This window comes from Curvibacter gracilis ATCC BAA-807, from assembly GCF_000518645.1.
In the GTDB taxonomy this organism is placed as follows: domain Bacteria; phylum Pseudomonadota; class Gammaproteobacteria; order Burkholderiales; family Burkholderiaceae_C; genus Curvibacter; species Curvibacter gracilis.
Genome location: NZ_JADZ01000027.1, coordinates 53,089 through 75,366, shown reverse-complemented (window position 1 = coordinate 75,366; position 22,278 = coordinate 53,089). Strand labels below are relative to the sequence as shown.

Below are 22,278 nucleotides of genomic sequence, written 5' to 3'. Positions count from 1 at the left end.
GCGGGCTGAATGCGGCGAGTGGGCCGAGCGGGTTCAGCGCTGGCGGTGGGCCTTCAGGGCGGCGGCCGCCTCGCTGACCAGGGCGGGGCCGCGGTAGATCAGGCCGGTGTAGAGCTGCACCAGGCTGGCGCCGGCTTCGATCTTGCTGACGGCGTCGCGGCCGCTCAGCACACCGCCCACGCCGATGATGGGGTAGTCGGGGCCCAGGGTGGCGCGCAGGCGGCGGATCACGCGGTTGCTGGCCTCCAGCACCGGGGCGCCGCTGAGGCCACCGGCTTCTTCGGCATGGGTCTGGCCCTTGACGGCATCGCGGCTCAGGGTGGTGTTGGTGGCCACCACGCCGTCCATGCCGTGGCGTTGCAGGGTGGCGGCAATCACCTCGATCTGGGCCTCGTCCAGGTCGGGGGCGATCTTCACGAACAGGGGCACGCGGCGCTTCTGGGCGGCCTGCAGTTCGGCGCGGCGCGCGGCCAGGGCCGACAACAGCTGGTCGAGCGCCTCGTCGCTTTGCAGCGCCCGCAGGTTCTTGGTGTTGGGGCTGGAGATGTTGACCGTCACGTAGTCGGCATGGGGGTAGACGCCGTCCAGGCAGCTCAGGTAGTCGCTGGTGGCCTGCTCGATGGGGGTGGCGGCGTTCTTGCCGATGTTCAGGCCCAGCAGCATGGGGGTGCTGCCGCCTTGCTGGCGGAAGCGGGCGCGCTTCACGTTGGCGATGAAGGCATCCAGGCCTTCGTTGTTGAAGCCCAGGCGGTTGATCAGGGCGTTGCTCTCAGGCAGGCGGAACATGCGCGGCTTGGGGTTGCCAGGCTGGCCCTTGGGGGTGACCGTGCCCACTTCGACAAAACCGAAGCCCAGGGCACCCAGGGCGTCGATGCAGCGGGCGTTCTTGTCCAGACCCGCGGCCAGGCCGATGCGGTTGGGAAAGCTCAGGCCGGCGATGGTCACGGGGTCGCTCACGCGGCTGCCGGACCAGGCCCATTGCAGGGGCGTGCCTTGCGTGCGCGCCAGGGCGTTCAGGGTCAGCTCATGGGCCTTTTCGGCGTCCATGCTGAACAAAAAAGGACGGGCGAGGGCGTAGGGCAGAAGCGACATTGGATAATTCGGGCGTTTTGTAAGTCTTCCCCGATTTTCCCCCAACTACCTCCCTCACTCCCTCGGATTCCCCATGAGCACCACCTCCTACACCCAAGATGAACTCAAGGCCCTGGTCGGCCAGGCTGCGCTGCACTATGTGGTGCCGGGCGAAATCGTGGGCGTGGGCACGGGCTCCACGGTCAACAAGTTCATTGATGCGCTGGCCAGCATGCGCGATCAGATCCCGGGCGCGGTGTCCAGCTCCGAGGCCTCGACGGCCCGCCTGAAGGCCCTGGGCATTCCGGTGCTGGACGCCAATGAGGTCAGCAGTCTGTCGGTCTACATCGATGGCGCCGACGAAATCGATGGCAAGGGTTACATGATCAAGGGCGGCGGCGCGGCCCTGACCCGCGAAAAAATCGTGGCCAGCCTGTCCAAGCGCTTTGTCTGCATCGCCGACGAATCGAAGAAGGTGCCGGTGTTGGGCGGCTTTCCGCTGCCGGTGGAGGTGATCCCGATGGCGGCGCAGCGCATCATCCGCCAGTTTGCCGCCCTGGGTGGCGAGGGCAGTGTGCGCCTGAAGGACGGCCAGCCCCTGATCACCGACAACGGTCAGGTGATCGTGGACGTGCGCGGCCTGAAGATTGCCGACCCGCTGGCCTTCGAGTCGGAAGTGAACCAGTGGCCCGGCGTGGTGACCGTGGGCGTGTTTGCCCACCAGAAGGCGGCCGTGTGCCTGCTGGGCACGCCGCGGGGCGTGGAAACGCTGACGTACTGAGCTGACCCGACGTACTCAGGGCCGACGCGGGCGCGCCGACCCGGGGACTGTGGCTTCAGGGCAAGGCGGCCGGCGCGGTGATCACGGGCACCCACAGGGTCACCTCGGTGCCCTGGCCCAGTTCGCTTTGCAGTTCGACCGTGCCGCCATGCAGTTCGATGATCTCTTTGACCAGGCTCATCCCCAGACCGGTGCCCGGGATCTGGCCTGAAGCGTCTGCGCGGTAGAAGCGCTCAAACACCCGGCTGACCTGCTCGGGCGTCATGCCCAGGCCCTGGTCTCGCACCCGGATGCCCAGGCGACCCGGCTGATCGGGGTGGGACTGCAGCAGGCTCACGCTCACCTCGCCCCCGTCGGGTGAGTATTTGTAGGCATTCGAGACGATGTTGCGCACCGCCTGCATCAGCTTCTTGCGGTCGGCGCGCACCCACAAGGGGCCGGTTTCGGCGGGCATCAGCGGGCTTTGTCGGCCGGCGGGCACACCGAAATCGACCACCACCTGGCGCGTCAGGGCATCAGCATCGACGGCCTGGAATTCGAAGTCCTGGCCGCGGCGCTCCTCGATGCGCACCAGGTCCAGCAGTTCGTTGATGATGGCGATCATCAGCTCGGACTGGCGGTAGATGATGCCCAGCACCTCCTTGCGCTTTTCCTCCTTGAAGGGCATGTGCAGCATCAGCTCGGTGTAGCCGTAGATGCTGACCATGGGGGTGCGCAACTCGTGGGCCGCGTGCGACAGGAACTCGCTCTTCATGCGGTCGACTTCGGTCTCGTGCGTCACGTCGCGCAGGTACAGGATCTGCGACACCGATTCGGCCGCCGACACGCGCAAAGCCACCTGCAACACGCGGTGGACCGGCGCTCCCAGCTCGATCTGATGTCGCAGACCCGCCGTGGAGGCGCCTGTCGGACCCGGTCCTTGGCCGGTGTTGGCACCGTCCAGCAAGGCCCGCAGCCCTTGAAAGCGGGCCTTGGGCAGGCAGGCCTGGGCCAGCCGCTGCGAAAAGGCGTCTTCGTCCAGGCCCACCACCTCGTGGGGGCTCAGCCCCGTGAGGCGGTGGAAGGCCGGGTTGGCGTACTTCACGCGCTGCTGGTTGTCGAAGGCCACAAAACCGTCGGGGCTCAGTTCAAAGATGGCGTTGAGTTGCTCGTTGCGGTCACCGATGCGCTGCAAGGCTTCTTCGAGCTCCTGCTGGGTCTTGAGCCGGATGGCATTTTCAGCACTGAGCTGGGTGTGGCTCAGCGCCAGTTCGTGGTTGCGCTCCTGCAGCGAGGCGGCGATGTCGGCGGTCTCCTGGTTGGCCCGGGTGAGCTGCTCGACCCGCTCGGCAATGGCGCGCGACATCACATTGAAGGCGGCCCCCAGCCGCCCCACGTCGTCCTGCCCTTCGGGTACGGGCTCCATGGTGAGCTGGCCTTGGGCCACACGCAGGCTGGCTGCGGTCAGGACGGACAGCTGGCGGGTGATCAGCAGGCCCAGCAGGGTCAGCAGGCCGGCCGACAGCAGCAGCTCCGACAGGGCGATCAGCACGCCCTGGGTGACCAGCTTCTTGCGCGCCACCAGGATGCGGGTCAGGTCCAGCCCGAACTGCAGCTTGCCCAGCGTCTGGCCTGACTGCCGGATGGACAGGGCCATGTCGTAGCGCGGTGGGTTGGTGTCGGCATCGAGGTTGAAGTCACCCGTCACCGGGGGCAAGGCCTTGCCGGTCGGCCAGCCGCTGGTGGCCACCACCTCACCGCTGGCATCGGTCACGGCCAGGTACTCGATGCCATGGATGGCATGGCTTTCGTCGAGCACGGCCTGCACGGTGGCGTAGTCGTACTGGGCCAGCGGGGCCACCAAGGCGGCCGAGAGCACGGGGGCGATCTGATCGGCCTGCTCGCGGGCCTGGTCGCCCATGGCGTCGTGCAGCAGGCGCAGGCTGTTGCCCACCAGCAGGGCCAGCATCACCATCTCGACCACCAGGGCCGCCATGAGCAGGCGCCCGCGCACGGTGCGCCAAGGCAGGTGCACGCGCATCATTTGGGCTGCTTGAGGGTGAGCCTGACCTCGTTGGCATAGGGCTCCAGGGCCACCAGCTCACGGGGCTCCAGCGGCCGGTAGCCGCCCAGGTTGTAGCGGCTGAAATACTGCTTGGCCTCGGGGGTTTCGGCAAAGGCGCGCAGCTGGGTCATGATCTCGTCGTAGCGCTTGGCATGGCGCTGGTTGAGCAGGTACACGCGCCCAGCCATGGGCAGGCTTTCGGCCACCACGCGCAGGCGGTCTCGCACGGCGGGCTGCAGGTTCTGGAAATTGGCCAGGGACATGAAACCCACGCTGCCTTCGCCCTTGAGCAGCAACTGGCCCACGCTGTCGGAGGCGCTGACATAGCGCATGGTGGTGTTGCTGACGCTGTTGCGCATCAGCCAGTGCTGGCCCCACAGGGTGACCAGCGAGCTGGCCGACAAGCCGATGACGGGCTTGTTGTTGAGGTCTTGCGGGTTGCGGTAAGGGCTGTCGGGGCCGACCAGGGCCACGGCCTTGAAGTCGCTCTGGTAGGTGAGCAAGGGGCGGTAGGCGGCATCGGTCTGCAGCAAGCGGGCCTGGTGACCGGTGGTGATGGCGATGTCGTATTGCTGGGCCACGGCCCGGCGCGCGAATTCGGTGAAGTCGGGCGCAGTCACGATCTCGACCGGGCTGCCCAGGGCCTGCTCCAGGTACAGGCGCAGCGGCTGGTACATCTCCAGGATCACCCGGGCGCTGGAGTGGGGTGCCACCCCGATGCGCAAAGGTGCTGTTGCCGGGCTGCCCTGGGCTGCTGAGGCCACGCCAGTCAGGGCCAGCAGGGGAAGGAGCATGAGCAGGGCCAGGGCCCGCAGGAATGTGCGCATGAAAAAGCCTTGAGGAAGACAGCCGGCTCCAATGAACCCGCTTGAGCGATACCGGCCGGTCATTTCTGACGATGGACGGACTCCGAGTTTAGTGGGATCGAGGGCCCGTGGCGTATTTTGTGGGCCGCTTCGATTGACCAAGGTCGTCTTCCCGGTGGGCGGCCCGGCCGGGCCTGCCACGCAGCCCCGGGGCAGGCTCAGAACTGAAGCCCGGCAGGGTTGCTTTCGGTCGCCCGCCGTGGCGCCACCGGCACTTCGGGCAGGGACCTGGCCTTGGGCTTGGCTTCGCTGGCGGCCTTGGCAGGGGCGTCGCCTGCCGGCACCAGCGCTTCGGGGGCCGGGCGGCGGTAGGCGGCGGGCAGCTGGATCTGGGCCGGGTAGCCGGCGGCGTCGAGGTAGCTGTTCCACTCGTTTTCTTGCAGGCCGCGCAGGAACTGGCTGCCGATGCTCAGGGCCGGCAGGGTGTCGCTGCCGCTCAACTGCTTGAACGAGCTGATGTCGGCGTTGGAGCTGATGGTCTTCTCGGCAAACGGAATGCCGCGGCTGACCAGCAGCTGGCGTGAGGCGCTGCAGACATCGCAATCGCGGGTCACATAGAGCGTGACCGGGTACTGGTTGGCCACGCGGCGCAATTCGGGCGGCAGGGCGTTGTTGGCCTCGGCCTGGCTGCTGCCGGAGCGCACGGTGGCCACCTTGGCGTCAGGCTTTTCGGGGGGACGGTCTGAGAACGTGACCTTGCCGTCAGGGCCCACGATGCGGTAGACCTGCTGGGCGTGCACCGGCGTGGCCGCCATCAGCCCCGCGCCCAGGGCCAGCAGGGCGCCGAGCAACAGGGGCCCGGCCACCCGCAGGTGGGTGGCCGGGGCTGGGGATTGGAGGGCTGAGGTGGGGGCGGCCATGGTCGTTCAGCAAGGTGGGGTCGGTCTCAGTTCATGCCCTGGTGGCGCAGCAGCGCGTCCAGGCTGGGTTCACGGCCACGGAAGGCCTTGAACGATTCCATCGCCGGGCGGCTGCCGCCAGCCTCGAGGATGGACTGGCGATAGCGCCGGCCGGTCTCGGGGTTGGGGCTGCCGTCGGGCAGCACGCTTTCTTCGAAGGCAGCATAGGCGTCGGCGCTCAGCACCTCGGCCCACTTGTAGCTGTAGTAGCCGGCGGCGTAGCCGCCCGCGAAGATGTGGCTGAAGGTGTGGGCCGTGCGGCTGAAGGCCGGCGGCTGCAGCACCGACACCTCGCGGCGCACGGCGGCCAGCACGTCCATGAAGGTGTCGGGCGCGTCGGCACGGGTGTGCAGCTCCATGTCGAACAGCGAGAACTCGATCTGGCGCAGGGTGCCCAGGCCACTCTGGAAGTTCTTGCCGGCGATCATCTTGTCGAACAGGGCGCGCGGCAGGGGCTCGCCGGTGTCCACGTGGGCGGTCATGTGGCGCAGCACATCCCATTCCCAGCAGAAGTTCTCCATGAACTGGCTGGGCAACTCGACGGCGTCCCATTCGACCCCGCTGATGCCCGACACGTCGCGCTCGCTGACCTGGGTCAGCAGGTGGTGCAGGCCGTGGCCGAATTCATGGAACAGCGTGATCACGTCGTCGTGCGTGAGCAGGGCCGGCTTGTCGCCCACGCCCGAGGCAAAGTTGCACACCAGGTGGGCCACCGGGGTCTGCAGCTGGCCGTTGTCGGGGCGCAGCCAGCGGGCGCGCACGTCGTCCATCCAGGCACCGCCACGCTTGCCGGTGCGGGCCGGCTGGTCGAGGTAGAACTGGCCCACCAACTGGCCCTGGCGTTCGATGCGGTAGAACTCGACCGCAGGGTTCCACACCGGGGCCTGGTCGCGCCGGATGCTGACTTCGAACAGGGTTTCGATGATCTTGAACAGGCCGGCCAGCACCTTGGGGGCGGTGAAGTACTCCTTGACCTCTTGCTCGCTGAAGGCGTAGCGGGCTTCCTTGAGCTTTTCGCCGATGTACGGCCAGTCCCAGGGTTGCGGGTCGGCCAGGCCGAGCTCGGTGGCGGCGAACTGGCGCATGTCGGCCAGGTCCTGCTCGGCGTAGGGGCGGGCCTTGCGGCTGAGGTCGCGCAGGAACTCGCTGACCTGGGCGGGCGAATGGGCCATCTTGGGCACCAGGGACACTTCGCCGAAGTTGGCATAACCCAGCAGCTGGGCCTCTTCGTGGCGCAGGGCCAGGATCTCGCGGATCAGCGGGGTGTTGTCAAAGCGGGCATCGCCCAGTTCGCTGGCGCGGGTGACGTAGGCGGTGTAGAGCTTTTCGCGCAGCGCGCTGCTATGGGCGTATTGCATCACCGGCAGGTAGCACGGCATCTTGAGCGTGAGCCGGTAGCCTGCCTGGCCTTCGGCCTCGGCGCCCTGGCGGGCGGCCTGCACCACATCGGCGGGCACACCGGCCAGCTCGTCTTCGCTGGCGTAGTAGGCGAAGGCATCGGTGGCGTCGAGCGCGTTCTCGCTGAACTTCTGGGTGACCTCGGCGTGGCGCTCCTGGATCTGGGCGAAGCGCTCGCGGGCGGCACCTTGCAGCTCGGCGCCCGAGAGCACGAAGTTGCGCACGGCGTTCAGGTGGGCCTGGCGCTGCTCGGGGTTGAGGCTGGCCACGTCGATGGCCTTGTACTTGGCGTACAGGCGTTCGTCGGCGCCCAGGCGGGTCCAGAACTCGGTGACGCGGGGCAGGGCCTCGTTGTAGGCGGCGCGCAGCTCGGGCGTGTCGGCCACGGCGTTGAGGTGGCTGATGGCGCCCCAGGCCCGACCCAGGCGTTCGGTGGCCACATCCAGCACCCGGGCGATGGCCAGCCAGTCGGCCGGAAACTCGGGGGCGGTGACGGTTTCAAGGGCCTGGTTGGCATCGGCGAGCAGCGCGTCGATGGCCGGGGCCGCGTCGTCAGGCTGGATCCGGTCGAACAGGGGCAGGTCGGAGAAGTCGAGGAGTGGATTGCTCATGCTTTGGATGGTGGCGCCGAAAAGGCTGGCTTCAAGCCCCTGCGGCCGCACGTTCTGCGGCTTCCAGGGTGTTGACGAGAAGCATGGTGATGGTCATGGGGCCCACGCCGCCGGGCACGGGGGTGATGTGGCTGGCAACCTCGCGCACGCCGTCGAAGTCGACGTCGCCGCACAGCTTGCCTTCGTCATTGCGGTTCATGCCCACGTCGAGCACCACGGCGCCGGGCTTGACCATGTCGGCGGTCAGCACGTTGCGCTTGCCCACGGCGGCCACGATCACGTCGGCCTGCAGGGTCTGGGCCTTCAGGTCGCGGGTGCCGCTGTGGCAGATGGTGACGGTGGCGTTCTTCTGCAGCAGCATCAGCGCCATGGGCTTGCCCACGATGTTGCTGCGCCCGATCACCACGGCGTGCTTGCCCTTGAGGTCGTAGCCGATGGATTCGAGCATCTTCATGCAGCCGTAGGGTGTGCAGGGCCAGAAGCCGGGCATGCCGGTCATGAGGGCGCCGGCGCTGGCGATGTGGAAGCCGTCCACGTCTTTCAGGGGCGAGATGGCTTCGATCACCTTTTGCGCGTCGATGTGCGCGGGCAGCGGCAACTGCACCAGGATGCCGTGGATGCTGGGGTCGTTGTTCAGGGCTTCGACACGGGCCAGCAGCTCGGCCTCGCTCATGTCGGCCTCGTACTTCTCGAGCACCGAGTGCAGGCCGCTGTCCTGGCAGGCCTTGACCTTGTTGCGCACGTACACCTGGCTGGCCTGGTTGTCACCCACCAGCACCACGGCCAGGCCGGGTGTGACGCCCTGGGCCTTGAGCGCGGCGGCGCGTTCGGCCACCTGGGCGCGCAGTTGCTTGGAGAGGGCGTTGCCGTCGATGAGTTGTGCGGTCATGTTTTCGGATTCTCAAGTAAAAACGCCCGCTGGAAGCATTCAGGCGGGCGAAGTTGGCTATGACGTTGATAGCAAAAAGGGGGTGATCAGGCTTTCGGGGCGTTCTGTCCCAGCGCGATCTTCAGCAGGTCGGCCACGGTGTTGGCGTTGAGCTTTTCCATGATGTTGGCGCGGTGCGCCTCGACCGTCTTGATGCTGATACCCAGGTCGTCGGCGATCTGCTTGTTCAGGCGGCCGGCGACGATGCGCTCGAGCACCTGGGCTTCACGCGAGGTCAGCTTGGACAGCAGGGCATCGCGGCTGGCGGCCTGCTGGTACTCGCTGAAGGCGCCCTTGGCGTGTTCGAGCATGCGCTCGACCAGGCCCAGCAGCTCTTCTTCCTTGAAGGGCTTCTGGATGAAATCCATGGCGCCCTTTTTCATGGTGTTGACGGCCATGGGCACGTCACCATGGCCGGTGATGAAGACGATGGGCAGCGGGGAGCGGCGCTCCAGCAGGCGGTCTTGCAGCTCCAGGCCGGTCATGCCGCCCATGCGGATGTCGACGATCAGGCAGGCGACTTCGCGCGGGTCGTAGCGGCTCAGAAAGGCTTCGGCGGATTCGAAGCAGCGAACTCGGTAGTCCTTGCCTTCGAGCAGCCATTGCAGGGAATCACGGACGGCTTCGTCATCATCAACAACGTAAACAGTGCCCTTCTTAGGAATCAAACTCATGCGTTACCCCGGGATCCTTGTCTGTTCAGCAGAACGTGCAGCGCCCTCAATGGGCTGTTGGGACACAGGTAACCAGAAGGAAAACCGGCAACCTGTGATGTCCGCGCCATTGTAGAGGTTCTCAGCCTCCATCCGGCCGCTGTGCGACTCGATGATGGAGCGGCACAGATTGAGGCCGATGCCCATGCCCTCGGCCTTGGTCGAGAAGAAGGCCTCGTACAGGCGCTCCAGTACCTCGGGGGCCAGGCCCTGGCCGGTGTCGACCACCGAGAATTCGACCGCGTTCTGGCCATCCACCTGGCGCGGCACCACGCGCAGTTCCACGCTGCGCCGGGGCGAGGGCCGATCGGCGGCGTCGATCGATTCTGAGGCGTTCTTCATGAGGTTGACCAGCACCTGTTCGATCAGGATGGGGTCGACCAGCAGGCGCGGCAGGCGGGCGGCCACGTAGTAGCTCAGGCGCACATTGCGCCGGCGCAGCTCGATCTCGGCCAGCTCGACCGCCTCGTTGACCATGCTGCCGATGTCCGACAGGGTGCGGTTGGGTTCGCTGCGCTTCACGAACGAGCGGATGCGCTGGATGATCTGGCCGGCGCGTTGCGCCTGCTTGGAGGTCTTTTCCAGGGCGGCCAGCAAGGCCTCTTCGGTGATCTGCTGGTCCTTGATGCGCGAGACCATGCCATTGCAGTAGTTGTTGATGGCGGTCAGCGGCTGGTTGAGTTCGTGCGCCACGCTGGAGGCCATCTCGCCCATGGTGATCAGGCGGCTGGCGTTCTGGGCGCGTTCGGCCTGGGCTGCGGCCTGTTCTTCGGCCTGGCGGCGTGGGGTGATGTCGGTGGCGATCACCATCTGGGCCAGGCGGCCGTCCACCCAGTTCAGGTAGCGCGAGCGCACTTCCAGCCACTTGCCCAGCTCGGGCACGAAGATCTCGGCGTTCTCGGCCTGGGCGGTGGTGAGGGATTCTGTGGGCAGGCCGGCCAGGCCGTCCACGTCGTCGAGCGACTGCTCCTGCGACTGGGTGGTGGGCACGCCGGCCTGGGCCACCAGTTGCAGGTGGCCACCGGTGTGCGCGCCGAACCAGAGCCGGTACAGCTTGTTGGCAAACAGCAGCTCTTCGCTGCCCAGCGGGGCCACGGACACCGAGGCGTCCAGCGCCTCCAGCACGATGGTGAAGCGCTCGTACGAGGCCGAGAGCTGTTCGCGGATGCGGTTGGGCTCGGTGATGTCGGTCATCGAGGTCATCCAGCCGGTCTGGTGGCCGTGGGCGTCGATCAGGGGCGACACATACAGGCGGGCGTCGAACAGGGCGCCGCTCTTGCGCTTGACCTTGACCTGGAAGCCGCCCTGGATGGTCTTGCCCGAGAGCTCGTCGCGCAGGCGGGCGGCCAGCGCGGCGTGGTCTTCCTCGGGCCAGTACGAGAAGGGAGGGGTCTGGCCGACCAGCTCCTGGGCCGTCCAGCCCGTCATCTGGCAGAAGGCCGCATTCACGTAGGTGACCTTGCCGTCCATGTCCATCGCGCGCATGCCGGTGAGGATGGAGTTTTCCATGGCGCGGCGGAAATTGGTCTCGGCCACCAGGGCCTCTTGGGTGCGCACGCGCCGGCGCGTGTGGCGCCAGTTGGCGATCAGCATCCAGGCGGTCATGACGCTGAGCACGCCCACCAGCCAGAACTGCCCGCTGCCGATCAGGCCCAGCGAGGTGCGGTAGCCCTGGGCGCGCAGCAGCAGGCTGTTGCCGATGGGGGACACCGGCACTTCGAACTCATTGGCCTTGACCGTCCAGGGCAGCAGGCGGCTGGCCTTGCTGTGCGGCGGCAGCACGGCGCCGGCCAGCAGGTGGCCCTTGGCATCGATCAGCGACACCGCGTACTTGGCCAGCACTTCGGTCGGGGCGCCGTAGCGCAGCAGACCGTCCACTGAGTATTCGGCCGCCACCACGCCGGCAAAACGGCCCTGCTCGTTGAGCGGCACGTGCAGCTGCAGCAGGGCCGAATCCTCGCTGCCCAGGGGTTGCGAGTAGACGGGTTGCTGCAGGTCCTTGGTCAGGCCGTAGGTGTCGTCGGTTTCGCCGGCGTGCAGGGTGTCGCCGGTGGTCAGCAGGCGAGCGGCTGGCACGGTGGGCGCGGCACGCGAGGCGCGCACGCGGCGCTTTTCGTCGATCCAGCTCAGGGTCTGCAGTTCGGGGTATTGGTTGATCAGGTTGTCGGCGCGGGCATTGAAGTCATTGCGGTTGAGCTCGCGGTTGGACACATCCCGTGCCAGGCGCATCAGCTGCTCCTGGCGCTCCAGCAGGCGCAGGCGCAGGCGCTGCTGGGCGTATTCCACATCTCGTTTCACGGCTTCGTGCTCGCGCTCGATTTCCTCGGCCCGCAGGTACCAGAATGCAGAACCGATGGCGGCCAGAAACAACACCACGGCCACCAGAGGCGCCAGCATGGCGAAGCGGTCCTGCCGGTTGGGCGATTGTTGGCCCCACCAGTGGCGGATCCAGGCGACGGTGCGCAGTTTGCCGGCGCTGGACGGCACGGCGGAATCAGACGGTTGCATGCCCCCAAGTGTAGAGGAGGGGGCTCAAGTGTCAGGTCATGTATCGGAGGTGGTAACCATGTAAATTCATAATGTGAAATGAGAGGTCATCATTTGAAATTTGAGATTTTTGTGAGACACTCGCCCGGTCAAAAACCATGACGCAACCCCTTTAGCAGGAGACAAGCATGTCAGCCCAACCCGAGCACGTGCCCGGCATTGCTGCCAACCCGGCACAAGACCTGGACAACCAAGAAACCCGTGAGTGGATGGACGCCCTGTCCGCCGTGATCGAAGCCGAGGGCCCAGAGCGCGCCCACTTCCTGCTTGAGCAACTGCTCGAACACGCCCGCGAGCACAGCATCGACATGCCGTTCTCGGCCACCACCGGTTATGTCAACACCATCGAGCCCGACCAGGAAGAGCGCTGCCCTGGCAACATCGAAATCGAAGAACGCCTGCGCGCCTACATGCGCTGGAACGCCATGGCCATGGTGGTCAAGGCCAACCGCCACCACCCGGTGGACGGCGGCGATCTGGGCGGCCACATCGGCTCCTTCGCCTCGCTGGCCCACATGTTTGGCGCCGGCTTCAACCACTTCTGGCATGCCGAGAGCGAAAACCACGGCGGCGACTGCCTGTACATCCAGGGCCACGTGTCGCCCGGCGTGTACGCCCGCGCCTACCTGGAAGGCCGCCTGACCGAAGAGCAACTGCTGCATTTCCGCCAGGAAGTGGACGGCAAGGGCCTGTCGAGCTACCCGCACCCGAAGCTGATGCCCGAGTTCTGGCAGTTCCCGACCGTCTCGATGGGCCTGGGCCCGCTGATGGCCATCTACCAGGCCCGTTTCCTGAAATACCTGCACGCCCGCGGCATTGCCAACACCGAAAACCGCAAGGTGTGGGTGTTCTGCGGCGACGGTGAAATGGACGAAGTCGAATCGCTGGGTGCCATCGGCCTGGCCGCGCGCGAAAAGCTCGACAACCTGATCTTCGTGGTCAACTGCAACCTGCAGCGCCTGGACGGCCCGGTGCGCGGCAACGGCAAGATCGTGCAAGAGCTCGAAGGCGAGTTCCGCGGTGCCGGCTGGAACGTGATCAAGCTGCTGTGGGGCTCCGATTGGGACCCGCTGCTGGCCCGCGACAAGGACGGCGCGCTGCGCAAGGTCATGATGGAAACCCTGGACGGCGACTACCAGTCGTTCAAGGCCAACGACGGCGCCTATGTGCGCAAGCATTTCTTCGGCCGCGATCCGCGCACCCTCGAAATGGTGTCGAAGATGAGCGACGAGCAGATCTGGGCGCTGCGCCGCGGCGGTCACGATCCGCAGAAGGTGTACGCCGCTTACGCCGCCGCCACCAAGCACAAGGGCCAGCCCACCGTGCTGCTGATCAAGACCGTCAAGGGCTTCGGCATGGGCAAGGCCGGTGAAGGCAAGAACAACGTTCACCAGACCAAGAAGCTGACCGACGAAGACATCAAGATCTTCCGCGACCGCTTCAACATCCCGATCCCGGACAGCGATCTGCCGAGCATCCCGTTCTACAAGCCGGCCGACGACACCCCGGAAATGCAGTACCTGCACGAGCGCCGCAAGGCCCTGGGCGGTTACCTGCCGCACCGCCGCACCAAGGCCGACGAGCAGTTCACCGTGCCTTCGCTGGAGGTGTTCAAGTCGGTGATGGAGCCCACGGCCGAAGGCCGCGAGATATCCACCACCCAGGCCTATGTGCGTTTCCTGACCCAGTTGCTGCGTGACCAGGCCCTGGGCCCGCGCGTGGTGCCCATCCTGGTGGATGAGGCCCGTACCTTCGGTATGGAAGGCCTGTTCCGCCAAGTGGGCATCTACAACCCCGCAGGCCAGCAGTACACCCCGGTCGACAAGGACCAGGTGATGTACTACCGCGAAGACAAGGCCGGCCAGATCCTGCAGGAAGGCATCAACGAAGCCGGCGGCATGAGCAGCTGGATCGCTGCGGCCACCAGCTACAGCACCAGCAACCGCATCATGGTGCCGTTCTACGTGTACTACTCGATGTTCGGCTTCCAGCGCATCGGCGACCTGGCCTGGGCGGCGGGCGACATGCAGGCCCGCGGCTTCCTGCTGGGCGGCACCTCGGGCCGCACCACGCTGAACGGCGAAGGCCTGCAGCACGAAGACGGTCACAGCCACATCCTGGCTGGCACCATCCCGAACTGCGTCAGCTACGACCCGACCTTCGCGCACGAAGTGGGCGTGATCCTGCACCATGGCCTGAAGCGCATGGTTGAAAAGCAGGACAACGTTTTCTACTACCTGACCCTGTTGAACGAGAACTACGCGATGCCCGGCCTGACCCCCGGCACCGAAGAGCAGATCATCAAGGGCATGTACCTGTGCAAGGAAGGCGCCAAGCTGACCCCGCGCGTGCAACTGCTGGGTTCGGGCACCATCCTGCGCGAAAGCATTGCCGCGCAGGAACTGCTCGAAAAGGACTGGGGCGTGGCCGCCAACGTCTGGAGCTGCCCGAGCTTCAACGAACTGACCCGCGACGGTCAGGAAGCCGAGCGCTTCAACCTGCTGCACCCGCTGGAAACCCCGCGTGTGCCGTTCGTGGCCCAGCAACTGGCCGCTCACAATGGCCCGGTGGTGGCTTCGACCGACTACATGAAGGCCTATGCCGAGCAGATCCGCCCCTTCATCCCCAAGGGCCGCACCTACAAGGTGCTGGGCACCGACGGCTTCGGTCGCAGTGACTTCCGCAGCAAGCTGCGCGAGCACTTCGAGGTGAACCGCCACTACATCGTGGTGGCCGCGCTCAAGGCGCTGAGCGAAGAGGGCACGGTGCCGGTGGCCAAGGTGGCCGAGGCGATTGCCAAGTACGGCATCCAGGCCGACAAGATCAACCCGCTGTACGCCTGATACGGCCAGGAGACACAACATGGCATTGGTAGATATCAAGGTCCCCGACATCGGTGATTTCGACGAAGTGGGCGTCATCGAGCTGTTGGTCAAGGTGGGCGACACGGTCAAGGCCGAGCAGTCGCTGATCACGGTCGAGTCTGACAAGGCCTCGATGGAGATCCCCTCGTCGCATGCCGGCGTGGTGAAGGAAATCAAGGTCAAGCTCGGCGACAAGGTGTCCGAAGGCTCGGTGGTGGTGGCGCTGGAGGTGGCAGGTGCCGCTGAGGCCCCCGCTGCAGCGCCCGCTGCGGCCCCTGCAGCAGCGGCACCCGCCGCCGCGCCGGCTGCCCCGGCTCCGGCTCCGGCTCCGGTCGCAGCGGCCGTGGCCGCCGGCCCGGTCAATGTGCTGGTCCCCGACATCGGCGACTTCAAGGACGTGGCCGTGATCGAGCTGCTGGTCAAGCCCGGCGACGCCGTGAAGGCCGAGCAATCGCTGATCACGGTCGAATCCGACAAGGCCTCGATGGAGATCCCCTCGTCGCACGCCGGCGTGCTCAAGGAGCTCAAGGTCAAGATCGGCGACAAGGTCAACATCGGTGACCTGATTGCCGTGCTCGAAGGCGCCGCGGGCGCTGCGGCCCCTGCCGCTGCACCGGCCCCGGTGGCTGCGGCTGTTGCTGCCGCTGCCCCGGTGGCGGCTGCTGCCGTGGCTGCCGCTCCGGCCGCCCTGGCCGTGCCGGCCCACCAGCCGGGCACGCCCTCGGCTGCGCTGCCGCATGCATCGCCCTCGGTGCGCAAGTTCGCCCGCGAACTGGGTGTGCCGCTGGAAGAAGTCAAGGGCACCGGCCTCAAGGGCCGCATCACCCCGGCCGACGTGCAGGCCTTCACCAAGGCCGTGATGGCCGGTGCGGTGCAGACCAAGGCGCAAGCCGCCAAGGCCCCGGCTTCGACCGGCGGTGGTGGTTCCGAGCTGGGCCTGATCCCCTGGCCCAAGGTCGACTTTGCCAAGTTCGGCCCGATCGAGCGCAAGGAACTGGGTCGCATCAAGAAGATCAGCGGCGCCAACCTGCTGCGCAACGCCATCATGATCCCGGCCGTCACCAACCATGACGATGCCGACATCACCGACCTCGAAGCCTTCCGCGTCTCCACCAACAAGGAAAACGAGAAGAGCGGCGTCAAGGTGACCATGCTGGCCTTCCTGATCAAGGCCTCGGTGGCCGCGCTCAAGAAGTTCCCCGAGTTCAACAGCAGCCTCGACGGCGACTCGCTGGTCTACAAGCAGTACTACCACATCGGTTTTGCCGCCGACACCCCGAACGGCCTGGTCGTTCCGGTGATCAAGGACGCCGACAAGAAGGGCGTGCTGCAGATCAGCCAGGAAATGGGCGAACTGGCCAAAAAGGCGCGCGACGGCAAGCTGGGCCCGGCCGACATGAGCGGTGCCACCTTCACCATCTCCAGCCTGGGCGGCATTGGCGGGCGTTACTTCACGCCCATCATCAACGCGCCCGAGGTGGCGATCCTGGGCGTGTGCAAGAGCCAGATCGAACCCAAGTGGGACGGCAAGGCCTTCCAGCCGCGCCTGATGCTGCCGCTGTCGCTGACCTGGGATCACCGCGTGATCGACGGGGCCGCTGCCGCGCGCTTCAACGCCTTCCTGGGTCAGATCCTGGCCGACTTCCGTCGCGTCCTGCTGTGATGGCACGGCACCCCACGCACGCTGTGGTGTGGGCTGGCGGCGCCCGGCAGGCCGGCGTGTGCCCGATGGGGCAGGGGGCCAGCGCATGACGACCGTGGTCGTTGTGCGCAAGGGTGGGCAGGTGGCCATTGCGGCCGATACCCTGGTCACCTTTGGCGATACCCGGCTGTCGCAACGCTTTGAAGAGAACGAAAAGCTCTTCAAGGTCGATGCGATGGGCGGCCCCAGCTACATCGGCATGGCCGGCACCGTGGCGCATTTCCCGGTGCTGCGCAAGGCGCTGAATGCCTTGCCCAAGGACCAGTTGCGTCTGGGCAGCCGCGACGAGGTGTTCGACACCTTCACGCGACTGCACCCGCTGCTGAAAGAGACCTTCTTTCTGCAGACCAAGGAAGACGACAACGACCCCTACGAGTCCAGCCAGTTCAGTGTGCTGATTGCCAACGCAAGCGGCATCTATGGCTTGTACAGCTACCGCGAGGTGTTCGAGTTCAAGGAGTTCTGGGGCATCGGCTCCGGACGCAGCTTTGCCCTCGGCGCCATGCACGCCACCTACGCGCGGGCCAAGACGGCCCGCGAGGTGGCCGAGGCCGGCCTGGCCGCCAGTTGCGAATTCGACCGCAACTCGGCCGCGCCCATCAACATCTTCACGATCAAATTGAAAGGTTCCGTATGAGCCTGATAGACATCAAGGTCCCCGACATCGGTGACTTTTCCGAAGTGGCCATCATCGAACTGCTGGTCAAGCCCGGCGACACGGTCAAGGCCGAGCAATCGCTGATCACCGTCGAGTCCGACAAGGCCTCGATGGAGATCCCCTCGTCGCATGCCGGCGTGGTGAAGGAACTCAAGGTCAAGCTCGGCGACAAGGTGGCCGAGGGTTCGGTGATCCTGTCGCTCGAAGTGGCCGGTGCCGCCGCAGCCGCTGCCGCCCCTGCGGCTCCTGCAGCGGCCCCCGCAGCCCCTGCCACCGCTCCGGTGGCAGCCGCTCCGGCCCCGGTGGCCACAGCGCCCACGGGCAGCAACGACATCGATTGCGACGTGGTCGTGATCGGTGGCGGCCCCGGTGGCTACTCGGCCGCCTTCCGCGCGGCCGACCTGGGCCTCAAGGTGGTGCTGGTCGAGCGCTACGCCACCCTGGGCGGTGTGTGCCTGAACGTGGGCTGCATCCCCTCCAAGGCGCTGCTGCACGTGGCCGCCGTGATGGACGAGGTCAGCCACATGGCCGATCTGGGTGTCGATTTCGGCGCCCCCACGGTCAACATCGACAAGCTGCGCGGCCACAAGGAAAAGGTCATCGGCAAGCTGACCGGTGGCCTGGCCGCCATGGCCAAGATGCGCAAGGTGACCGTGGTGCGCGGCTACGGCAACTTCATCAGCAGCCACCAGCTGCAGGTGGAAGAAACCAGCGGCGAAGCCCAGGTGCGCACCGGCAAGAGCCAGACCATCGGCTTCCAGCGCGCCATCATCGCAGCGGGCTCGCAAGCCGTGCGCCTGCCCTTCATGCCGGATGACCCGCGCGTGGTCGACAGCACCGGGGCCCTGGCCTTGAAGGAAGTGCCCAAGCGCATGCTGATCCTGGGCGGCGGCATCATCGGCCTGGAAATGGGCACGGTGTACAGCACCCTGGGCGCGCGCCTGGACGTGGTCGAGATGATGGATGGCCTGATGCAGGGCGCCGACCGCGACCTGGTCAAGGTCTGGCAGAAGATGAACGCCCATCGCTTCGACAACATCATGCTCAAGACCAAGACGGTGTCGGCCAAGGCCACGCCCGAAGGCATCGAGGTGACGTTTGCCGCAGCCGAAGAGGGTGGCACCGCCCCGGCACCGCAGACCTACGACCTGGTCCTGCAGGCCGTGGGCCGCACGCCCAACGGCAAGAAGATCAGCGCCGACAAGGCCGGCGTGGCCGTGACCGACCGCGGCTTCATCAACGTCGACATCCAGATGCGAACCAACGTGCCGCACATCTTCGCCATCGGCGACATCGTGGGTCAGCCCATGCTGGCGCACAAGGCGGTGCATGAGGCGCACGTGGCGGCCGAGGTGATTGCCGGCGAACTCAAGGGCGACAAGGAACTGGCCAGCGCCGCCTTCAATGCCCGTGTGATCCCCAGCGTGGCCTACACCGACCCCGAAGTGGCCTGGGTGGGCCTGACCGAAGACCAGGCCAAGGCCCAGGGCATCAAGGTCAAGAAGGGCCTGTTCCCCTGGAGCGCCTCGGGCCGCGCCATTGCCAACGGCCGCGACGAAGGCTTCACCAAGCTGCTGTTCGACGCTGAAACCCACCGCATCCTGGGTGGCGGCATCGTGGGCACGCACGCGGGCGACATGATCGGTGAGGTGGCCCTGGCCATCGAGATGGGTGCCGACGAGATCGACATCGGCAAGACCATCCACCCGCACCCCACGCTGGGCGAAAGCATCGGCCTGTGCGCCGAAGCCGCCCACGGCAGCTGCACCGACCTGCCGCCGGCACGCAAGTAAGGGACAGGGGCCTTCTGGCCCCGCCCCGCTTCGCCCTTCCACCCTGACCGTCAGGGCGGGATGCGGCCTGGGCTCCGGCCGCCGCGCAGCCCCGCGTCTGAAAATGCCTCCTAAGCCTCATGCGACGTTTCGTCCCATGAGGCTTTTTTCATTGGGGTTCTGACGCAAGCCTTCTGGCACAGGTGTTGACCGCAACCTCAAAAAAATACCCAAAAGGATATAATTTGAGTACTTGGACCGTTGTTATTCATCCGCAGGCAGAGCCCGAATTGGGAGCCTTACCCGCGGACATGAAGGCCCGCTTCCTGCGGATTGCCGAGTTGCTGGAGGACCTGGGGCCCCAGCAAGTCGGCTTGCCGCACGTGCGGTCACTGGGAAACAAACTGTGGGAAATGCGGTTGCGTGGGCGCGATGGCATTGTTCGGGCCGTCTATGCCGCGATCAGTGGGCAAAGACTGATCGTGCTGCATGTGTTTGTGAAGAAGACTCAGGCCACACCGCGCAAAGCGATTGAGATGGCTTTGGGCCGATTGGAGGCGTCGATATGAAAAGCTTGAAAGAATTCAAACCCAGCTTGCTCTCTGACGCGGACGCTCAAGCCGAGTACGACGCGCTGGCGGATGAGTTCGAAGTGGCGCGGGAACTCATCGCCGCCCGGCATCGTGCAGGCCTGACCCAGGCCGAGGTGGCCAAGCGGATGGGAACAAGCCAAAGCACGGTTGCCAGGTTGGAGAGTGGCGGGCGCCAGCCTTCGATGCAAACAGTGCAACGCTACGCGAAAGCCTTGGGCTGCCGGGCTGTGATCAAGTTGGAGCGATCGCTGGAAATCGGCGCCTGAGTTCGGCAAGGTCTGCTCTCGATTCAATGCGTAGGCGCTGCGTGGCCGGGCGCATCTGCGTTGGGTCAGTGCGCCTTGTGGGGCTCTGGAGGCGCCTCATAAGCCTTGCCACCCAGCCTCAGCGCGCTGTGCGCCCGCTGGCTTTGCAGCAGCGGGTAGAACATCTGGTGCTGCCATTTCTCTTCGCCAAACAGCCGGTCATCGATCAGGCCCACCTGGGCGGGGTAGCGTCGGGTGATGTGGGCCGAGCCGAACAGCACGTCCCAGAAGAACAGCAGGTTGCCGAAATTGCCCTTGTAGTGGCCGATGCCGTCTTCGTTGGTGATGGCGTGGTGGGCCCAGTGCGTGGCCGGGGTGGAGATGGTGCGCTCCAGCACCCACACCAGCGGGTGCAGCGCGCGGATGCGGTACAGCGGCTCGTCCCAGCGCCAGGCGCAGTGGGCGCCCAGGATGACCAGCAGCTTCACGACCATGTAGACGGCATACACCATGCCGCCCACGCCCAGGTACAGCAAGGCGCCCCCGATCCACAGGCCCGGCATCATCAGATAGTAGAAGAAGTTGTTGCGGTAGGTGACGCGGATGCTCATGTAGCTGGCCGAGTGGTGGGCCCGGTGCAGGGGCCACATCAGGGGCGAGTGCGACAGCCGGTGCCACCAGTACTGCGTCATGTCATCACCCACCAGCAGCAGGCCCACCATGGCCCATGCAGGCAGGTCGGCCAGGCGGTTGTGCCAGGTGGGGGCCAGCCAGGCACCGAGTTGGGCCGTGGCCAGCAGGGCCAAGGGCTGGGTAATGGCCACCAGGCTCAGGAACATCAGCAGTTCCAGCTTGGTGTCGTTGGCGTTGGCGGTCACGGTGCGCTGGTAGCGTCGGGTGACGAACTCCATCAGCGCGAAGCCGCTCATGAAGCACAGGATCAGCGTGTTCTGAAATTGGTTGGCGGTCACAGGCAGGTCTCCATTCATTTTTTTGCGAATGTAAGCCCGGTGTTTTAATGTGTCTATTGCATTGTCCGCATGGTCCTGATGTGACTGGTGCATTGCCTATGATCAACCTGAACCAATACCGCCATGTGCTGACCCTGGCCGAAGAGCGTCATTTCGCGCGTGCGGCGGAGCGCGTGCACCTGAGCCAGCCGGCCTTCAGCCGCAGCATCCAGGCCATCGAAGCCCAGCTGGGCCTGCGGCTGTTCGAGCGCCAACCTGGTGATGTGCGGCCTACCCCGGCCGGCGCTTTTCTGGTGGAGCGCGCACGCCGTTTGTTGTTTGAGGCGCGCTGCCTGGAGCGGGATCTGGCGCTTTACCTCGACCATCAGCTCGGCGACGTGGCCTTCGGCATGGGCCCCATGCCCAATGTGACCCTGGGCCCGAAGGTGGTGGCCGAAGTTCGCCAGGCTTACCCTCAGATCCGGATGCGGCTGGAGATCAGCAACTGGGCCTTGTTGCTGGAGCGCCTACAGCTGGAGGAAATCGAGTTTTTTGTGGCCGAGGTGCGCGACCTGCCGCAGGACGCCGCCTTGCAGGTCGAACCCTTGATGCGGCAGGCCGGGCGCTTCTACGTGCGTGCCGACCACCCGCTGGGCCCGGGTGAGCATCGCCTGGCCGAGGTCTGGCCCTATGGCGTGGGCACCACCCGCCTGCCGGCGGCGCTCAAGGCTGTGTTGGGCCGCCTGGGGTCTGAAGACGCGCTGGCCCAGCCTGCGCTGGAGTGCGATGACCCCCGGCTGCTGCACCAGATCGGTCTGAGCACGGATACCGTGATCGCCACCACCGAACTGGCGGTGGCCGATTTGGTGCAGCAAGGCCTGCTGCGCGCCTTGCACTTGCCTGAGTTGCCCGTGGTGCATGCCGAGATGGGCATCGTGCGCCTGCGCCATCGAACGCCGTCGCCGATGGCCTTGAAGGTCATCGAGCTGTTTCAGCGTTTCGCGCTGGGGGCGCAGGACTCAGGCGCCTGACAGCAGGCGGCTTTCGATGAAATGCCATTGCGCCGGCGTGACTTCGGTGATGGACAGGCGGTTGCCGCGCTGCAGCACCGTCATGTCAGCCAGCTCGGGCTGGGCCCGCAGTTCGGCCAGGCTGATCACGCGGGTCTTGCGCAGGGCCTGCACATCCAGCAGCAGCCAGCGCGGCGCCGCAGGCGGTGATTTCGGGTCGAAGTAGGGCGAGGCCGCATCGAACTGCGTGGGGTCGGGCCGGGTGCCCGAGGCCACGCGGGCCAGGCCGGCAATGCCGGGTTCGGCGCAACTCGAGTGATAGAACAGCACGCCATCGCCCACTTGCATCTGGTCGCGCATGAAGTTGCGTGCCTGGTAGTTGCGAACGCCGGTCCAGGGCACGGTGGTCTCGGGGGCGGCCAGGGCGTCGTCGATCGAGCACTCTTCAGGCTCGGATTTCATCAACCAATAGCGGCGGGCAGGGCTCATGGGCGGTATTGTGATCAACGATGTGGTTTGTCTGACAGACGGATGTTGGCGGGGGCGGCACAATGGCGCAGCCCCGTGTGCATTCAGTGTGTGAACACGTGCTGTGCACCGTCTGGCATTGTCGCCAATCACCGCCT

At 66.0% G+C, this 22,278-nt stretch carries 18 protein-coding genes; 8 read left to right on the top strand and 10 right to left on the bottom strand.

Annotated elements, in window-relative coordinates:
- Positions 1–33: 33 nt before the first annotated feature.
- Positions 34–1,092, bottom strand: coding sequence for a quinone-dependent dihydroorotate dehydrogenase (locus tag L880_RS0119525; protein ID WP_027477102.1), 1,059 nt, complete (start codon positions 1,090–1,092; stop codon positions 34–36).
- A gap of 73 nt (positions 1,093–1,165) precedes the next feature.
- Between L880_RS0119525 and rpiA the strand changes: the two genes are divergently transcribed.
- Positions 1,166–1,852 (top strand): ribose-5-phosphate isomerase RpiA, encoded by a 687-nt coding sequence (gene rpiA, locus L880_RS0119520; protein ID WP_027477101.1) that lies wholly within the window; start codon positions 1,166–1,168, stop codon positions 1,850–1,852.
- 55 nt (positions 1,853–1,907) lie between these two features.
- On the opposite strand, the gene L880_RS34490 is transcribed toward rpiA, so the two are convergent.
- From L880_RS34490 to L880_RS0119485, 7 genes are all read right to left on the bottom strand, one after another.
- Entirely contained in the window at positions 1,908–3,875 is a 1,968-nt protein-coding gene (locus tag L880_RS34490; protein WP_051443437.1) for a HAMP domain-containing sensor histidine kinase, read from the bottom strand.
- Complete coding sequence (locus L880_RS0119510) at positions 3,872–4,723, bottom strand: phosphate/phosphite/phosphonate ABC transporter substrate-binding protein (protein ID WP_027477100.1); 852 nt, start codon at positions 4,721–4,723, stop codon at positions 3,872–3,874. The genes L880_RS34490 and L880_RS0119510 overlap by 4 nt, the downstream gene beginning before the upstream one ends.
- A 197-nt stretch (positions 4,724–4,920) precedes the next feature.
- Positions 4,921–5,622, bottom strand: a complete 702-nt coding sequence (locus L880_RS32930) for a glutaredoxin family protein (protein ID WP_084461457.1) — start codon at positions 5,620–5,622, stop codon at positions 4,921–4,923.
- Positions 5,623–5,648: 26 nt separating this feature from the next.
- Positions 5,649–7,670, bottom strand: coding sequence for a M3 family metallopeptidase (locus tag L880_RS0119500; protein ID WP_027477099.1), 2,022 nt, complete (start codon positions 7,668–7,670; stop codon positions 5,649–5,651).
- 31 nt (positions 7,671–7,701) lie between these two features.
- Entirely contained in the window at positions 7,702–8,559 is an 858-nt protein-coding gene (gene folD / locus L880_RS0119495; protein WP_027477098.1) for a bifunctional methylenetetrahydrofolate dehydrogenase/methenyltetrahydrofolate cyclohydrolase FolD, read from the bottom strand.
- 86 nt (positions 8,560–8,645) lie between these two features.
- Entirely contained in the window at positions 8,646–9,272 is a 627-nt protein-coding gene (locus L880_RS0119490; protein ID WP_019576848.1) for a response regulator transcription factor, read from the bottom strand.
- A 3-nt stretch (positions 9,273–9,275) separates the two neighbouring features.
- Positions 9,276–11,819, bottom strand: a complete 2,544-nt coding sequence (locus tag L880_RS0119485) for a PAS domain S-box protein (protein ID WP_027477097.1) — start codon at positions 11,817–11,819, stop codon at positions 9,276–9,278.
- Between the two features lie 167 nt (positions 11,820–11,986).
- On the opposite strand from L880_RS0119485, the gene aceE reads away from it, so the two are divergent.
- The 6 genes from aceE (at position 11,987) to L880_RS0119455 (ending at position 19,713) form a co-directional block, all read left to right on the top strand.
- Positions 11,987–14,701 (top strand): pyruvate dehydrogenase (acetyl-transferring), homodimeric type, encoded by a 2,715-nt coding sequence (gene aceE / locus L880_RS0119480; RefSeq protein WP_027477096.1) that lies wholly within the window; start codon positions 11,987–11,989, stop codon positions 14,699–14,701.
- 19 nt (positions 14,702–14,720) lie between these two features.
- Complete coding sequence (gene aceF / locus L880_RS0119475) at positions 14,721–16,385, top strand: dihydrolipoyllysine-residue acetyltransferase (protein WP_027477095.1); 1,665 nt, start codon at positions 14,721–14,723, stop codon at positions 16,383–16,385.
- An 85-nt stretch (positions 16,386–16,470) separates the two neighbouring features.
- Positions 16,471–17,061 (top strand): Ntn hydrolase family protein, encoded by a 591-nt coding sequence (locus L880_RS0119470; protein ID WP_027477094.1) that lies wholly within the window; start codon positions 16,471–16,473, stop codon positions 17,059–17,061.
- Positions 17,058–18,875, top strand: coding sequence for a dihydrolipoyl dehydrogenase (lpdA, locus tag L880_RS0119465; protein WP_027477093.1), 1,818 nt, complete (start codon positions 17,058–17,060; stop codon positions 18,873–18,875). The genes L880_RS0119470 and lpdA overlap by 4 nt, the downstream gene beginning before the upstream one ends.
- A gap of 224 nt (positions 18,876–19,099) precedes the next feature.
- Complete coding sequence (locus L880_RS0119460; RefSeq protein ID WP_043329984.1) at positions 19,100–19,423, top strand: type II toxin-antitoxin system RelE/ParE family toxin; 324 nt, start codon at positions 19,100–19,102, stop codon at positions 19,421–19,423.
- Entirely contained in the window at positions 19,420–19,713 is a 294-nt protein-coding gene (locus tag L880_RS0119455) for a helix-turn-helix domain-containing protein (RefSeq protein WP_027477091.1), read from the top strand. The genes L880_RS0119460 and L880_RS0119455 overlap by 4 nt, the downstream gene beginning before the upstream one ends.
- A 65-nt stretch (positions 19,714–19,778) precedes the next feature.
- Here L880_RS0119455 and L880_RS0119450 read toward each other — a convergent pair whose 3' ends face one another.
- Positions 19,779–20,621 (bottom strand): sterol desaturase family protein, encoded by an 843-nt coding sequence (locus L880_RS0119450; RefSeq protein ID WP_425389202.1) that lies wholly within the window; start codon positions 20,619–20,621, stop codon positions 19,779–19,781.
- A 140-nt stretch (positions 20,622–20,761) separates the two neighbouring features.
- Here L880_RS0119450 and L880_RS0119445 point away from each other — a divergent pair, with 140 nt between their 5' ends.
- Positions 20,762–21,673, top strand: a complete 912-nt coding sequence (locus tag L880_RS0119445) for a LysR family transcriptional regulator (protein WP_027477089.1) — start codon at positions 20,762–20,764, stop codon at positions 21,671–21,673.
- Here the strand turns inward: L880_RS0119445 and L880_RS0119440 are convergent.
- Positions 21,662–22,141 carry an EVE domain-containing protein gene (locus tag L880_RS0119440; protein ID WP_211245341.1) on the bottom strand — a complete coding sequence of 160 codons (480 nt, stop codon included), beginning with the start codon at positions 22,139–22,141 and terminating at the stop codon, positions 21,662–21,664. The two genes, L880_RS0119445 and L880_RS0119440, sit on opposite strands and share 12 nt — an antisense overlap.
- Between the last annotated feature and the right edge of the window lie 137 nt (positions 22,142–22,278).

Excerpts from the sequence above, each read along its gene's own strand:
- L880_RS0119525 (WP_027477102.1), bottom strand. The coding sequence starts at position 1,092 with ATGTCGCTTCTGCCCTACGCCCTCGCCCGTCCTTTTTTGTTCAGCATG.
- rpiA (WP_027477101.1), top strand. The coding sequence starts at position 1,166 with ATGAGCACCACCTCCTACACCCAAGATGAACTCAAGGCCCTGGTCGGC.
- L880_RS34490 (WP_051443437.1), bottom strand. The coding sequence starts at position 3,875 with ATGATGCGCGTGCACCTGCCTTGGCGCACCGTGCGCGGGCGCCTGCTC.
- L880_RS0119510 (WP_027477100.1), bottom strand. The coding sequence starts at position 4,723 with ATGCGCACATTCCTGCGGGCCCTGGCCCTGCTCATGCTCCTTCCCCTG.
- L880_RS32930 (WP_084461457.1), bottom strand. The coding sequence starts at position 5,622 with ATGGCCGCCCCCACCTCAGCCCTCCAATCCCCAGCCCCGGCCACCCAC.
- L880_RS0119500 (WP_027477099.1), bottom strand. The coding sequence starts at position 7,670 with ATGAGCAATCCACTCCTCGACTTCTCCGACCTGCCCCTGTTCGACCGG.
- folD (WP_027477098.1), bottom strand. The coding sequence starts at position 8,559 with ATGACCGCACAACTCATCGACGGCAACGCCCTCTCCAAGCAACTGCGC.
- L880_RS0119490 (WP_019576848.1), bottom strand. The coding sequence starts at position 9,272 with ATGAGTTTGATTCCTAAGAAGGGCACTGTTTACGTTGTTGATGATGAC.
- L880_RS0119485 (WP_027477097.1), bottom strand. The coding sequence starts at position 11,819 with ATGCAACCGTCTGATTCCGCCGTGCCGTCCAGCGCCGGCAAACTGCGC.
- aceE (WP_027477096.1), top strand. The coding sequence starts at position 11,987 with ATGTCAGCCCAACCCGAGCACGTGCCCGGCATTGCTGCCAACCCGGCA.
- aceF (WP_027477095.1), top strand. The coding sequence starts at position 14,721 with ATGGCATTGGTAGATATCAAGGTCCCCGACATCGGTGATTTCGACGAA.
- L880_RS0119470 (WP_027477094.1), top strand. The coding sequence starts at position 16,471 with ATGACGACCGTGGTCGTTGTGCGCAAGGGTGGGCAGGTGGCCATTGCG.
- lpdA (WP_027477093.1), top strand. The coding sequence starts at position 17,058 with ATGAGCCTGATAGACATCAAGGTCCCCGACATCGGTGACTTTTCCGAA.
- L880_RS0119455 (WP_027477091.1), top strand. The coding sequence starts at position 19,420 with ATGAAAAGCTTGAAAGAATTCAAACCCAGCTTGCTCTCTGACGCGGAC.
- L880_RS0119450 (WP_425389202.1), bottom strand. The coding sequence starts at position 20,621 with ATGAGCGGCTTCGCGCTGATGGAGTTCGTCACCCGACGCTACCAGCGC.
- L880_RS0119445 (WP_027477089.1), top strand. The coding sequence starts at position 20,762 with ATGATCAACCTGAACCAATACCGCCATGTGCTGACCCTGGCCGAAGAG.
- L880_RS0119440 (WP_211245341.1), bottom strand. The coding sequence starts at position 22,141 with ATGAGCCCTGCCCGCCGCTATTGGTTGATGAAATCCGAGCCTGAAGAG.